The organism is Xenorhabdus innexi, assembly GCF_002632485.1.
GTDB lineage: Bacteria > Pseudomonadota > Gammaproteobacteria > Enterobacterales > Enterobacteriaceae > Xenorhabdus > Xenorhabdus innexi.
In genome coordinates this window covers 1-2767 of the sequence record NZ_NIBU01000135.1, presented here as the reverse complement: position 1 = coordinate 2767, position 2767 = coordinate 1, and the positions used below count along the sequence as shown (strand labels likewise).

General features: G+C 56.7%; 3 protein-coding genes. All 3 read right to left on the bottom strand.

Features of this window, described 5'->3' with window-relative positions:
• A partial coding sequence (locus Xinn_RS23610) for a TipJ family phage tail tip protein (RefSeq protein WP_169923641.1) occupies window positions 1-1481 on the bottom strand: 1481 nt, incomplete at its 3' end.
• A 57-nt stretch (window positions 1482-1538) separates the two neighbouring features.
• Window positions 1539-2114 (bottom strand): tail assembly protein, encoded by a 576-nt coding sequence (locus Xinn_RS23615; protein WP_086954065.1) that lies wholly within the window; start codon window positions 2112-2114, stop codon window positions 1539-1541.
• A partial coding sequence (locus tag Xinn_RS23620; protein WP_099137788.1) for a C40 family peptidase occupies window positions 2114-2767 on the bottom strand: 654 nt, incomplete at its 5' end. The genes Xinn_RS23615 and Xinn_RS23620, both read right to left, overlap by 1 nt.

Genomic DNA, 2767 nt, shown 5'->3' with positions numbered 1-2767 from the left:
CCCAGTGCGCGACCGGCCAGCATTTCATCCGCCACCCCGATGATGTAACCGGGTAACGGGATTTTGCCGTCCAGCCCCACGGTAAACGTGACCATCCGGTCATATTCGTTGGTGTGCAATATCCACTTGCCGCGCCGGATAGCCTCACTCTGGCGGGTACAGCCAATGGCCGTCACATCCGCCTGTCTGACCTGAAAACGGCGGATTAACCGGGGGTCAAAGACCGGCTCAACCGCATCCTGATAGCCGTTCTGTGGGTCTGACCAGCTCACCATCGCCGTCGAGTAATGGGTCTTCTCACTGGCACTGCTGTACACAAACTTGCCGTCACGCACGTTGGCCCGGGTATAGATAAAATCCATGTCACGGGGCATATCCGCCAGCACGTTCATGTTATTGTTTGCCCAGTACGTCATGCCCCGGAAGATACCGGCAATATCCCGCAACACCGTCCATGCCTCTTCCTGTGACTGGATGTAGACATTGCAGGTATGGCGCGGCTCGGTGCCCCCTTTGCCGTCCGGCACGAGCTGATCACAATACTGGGCGATGCGGTATAAATCCCATTTTGCCAAAGACAGGTTTTCGGCTTTCACCCGCATACCGATGCTGAACCGGTCACTGCGCATCAGGTCATACAGCACCCACGCGGGGTTGTCACTCCACGCCCATTTAAACTGTCCTGACCAGACCCCGGCATAAGTGCGGCTGTCGGGGTGGTAGTTATCCGGCACCCGAATGACCCGCATCTTCGGTTCGCATGATATCTGCGGAATATTGCGAAATTGCCGGGCATCAAACTGCACGAACAATAAGGCGGTTTCGGGGTAACTGAGTTTGGCGTCGATCACTTCGGTGATGGCTTCCACCATCATCGCATCGGCAATCCGGTTGCTGTTCTGCTTCGGCGTCAACCGTCGCACCCGGACCTGCCAGCCTGCGTGTGCCTTAGGCAGATCGATGCGGTGAGAGCGTTCATATTTGGTGGTCGTTTTACCATCGGCTGCCGTTTTCAGCACTTCCTGATACGCCCCGCCATCGGTCGCCACTTCAATGACATACTCAATCCGGTAGCCGACGGTATCCCCGTCCTCTTTCTGTGTCTGCAACTGGGGCCATGATAAGCGGATACGCACAGCCGACAGATGGGTATTGGTGACTGACCTGACCCATGATTCGGTTAACTCCGTGCCCACGGTCAGTTCATTTTCAACCGCCGGAACGCCTTTGATATAGTCCTGATGCGGGGTGCCGGGGCGAAACTCCCACTGCACGCCCTCAAAATTGGCTTTGCCGTCCGGCCCGATAAGCGGCGTGTTATCCAGAAAGATACGCGAGCCATCCAGTCCCCCGGCAAATTCCCCTTCCCCTAACGCCAGTAAGATTTTGGCGTATGACGTGGATTGCAGGGAATCCGGCGACTCCACGGGGGTGCGCGGGCTGTCGCTGCCCCCTTTACGGCCCTGAATCAAATGCTGCATCCTGGTTTCCCCATAAAAAAAGCCGCCGGAGCGACCTGATTGAAAATTGTTGAAGGTTTACTGCTGATCTTCGGCGTAAATGCCGGCGGAGATAATGGCCCCCCCGATGCGCCGTTTGCCATACCCTATCGGCACCGGATTCCCCTGTGCAATGGAGTTCACCGGCCCCCCAAAGGCATAGGAGGGTTTATTGTCCGGGTCTTCCCGTCGTGCCAGTCCGCCCGGCATCGGCGAGAGCATCTGTACCACGCCACCGAGCATCATCCCCACCCCGGACATCACCATCGGGAGACCAAACGGCGTGGCCCACAGGAATGCCCCGGCGACCACCATCACCGCCCCGAGGATGGTCTGGAGCACCCCGGCTTTTTTGCTGCCGATAATCACCGGGGCAATGCGGATGTCGCCGTTTCCGGCAAACGCCAGTTCGTCCTGCTGGATATTGCGTTGGCCGATAAACACAGCAAAGGTGAGACCCCGCTCCCGGGCGGTCAACAGATACTGTTCAAAGCCGTCAAGTAAGACCGACAGCGCCCGGATAGCTTCCTGCGGCGAGGAAACCGCCAGCCGGTACTCACGCCCGAACTGCGTACCGAGTGTGCCGTATAACCGTATTGTGCGTACAGCGTCCATTAAGCCTCCTGATACCGGACGATTTTGATGGTGCGCTCCTGCCAGTAACCACTGTAGGGCACGCGTTGACTGAGTTGACCGTACAGGTGATGCAACAGCAGCCCGTCACCGAGGTAGATCCCCGCATGATTGGGTTCATTGGCCTGCACCTGCATAATGATCACATCCCCCACCTGCAACTCCCCGTCAGCTTCCGCAAAGCCCGCTGACGCATAGTGCTTCATATAGAGATTTTCACCCCGTTGCCACCACCCATCGGTACGTGCAAAGTCTGGGATATCAATATTACGCGCCAGTCGATACCAGTCACGCACAATGGCGTAACAATCCCAAATGCCATGAACAAACGGACGACCTAATAGGGGTTTTATCCCCTCAGTCGGCATCAGAGTACGGATATCCCCCTCCGGCCATGACACAATCACCCACGGCAATTGTGACAGGTCACACTGGGCAATATCTAACTGGCTGGGCTGGGTGGTAGCATCCGGGTGACTGTGCACAATAGCGACAATCGTGCCGGCATCCTCTGCTGCTGCATAATCGGCTGGATGCAAACTAAACTGTTCAGTCGGTGAGGTGGCGGTATTACGACAGGGAATGTATTGTTGTTTTCGGTGATTCTGGATCACCAGACCACAACACTCATGAGG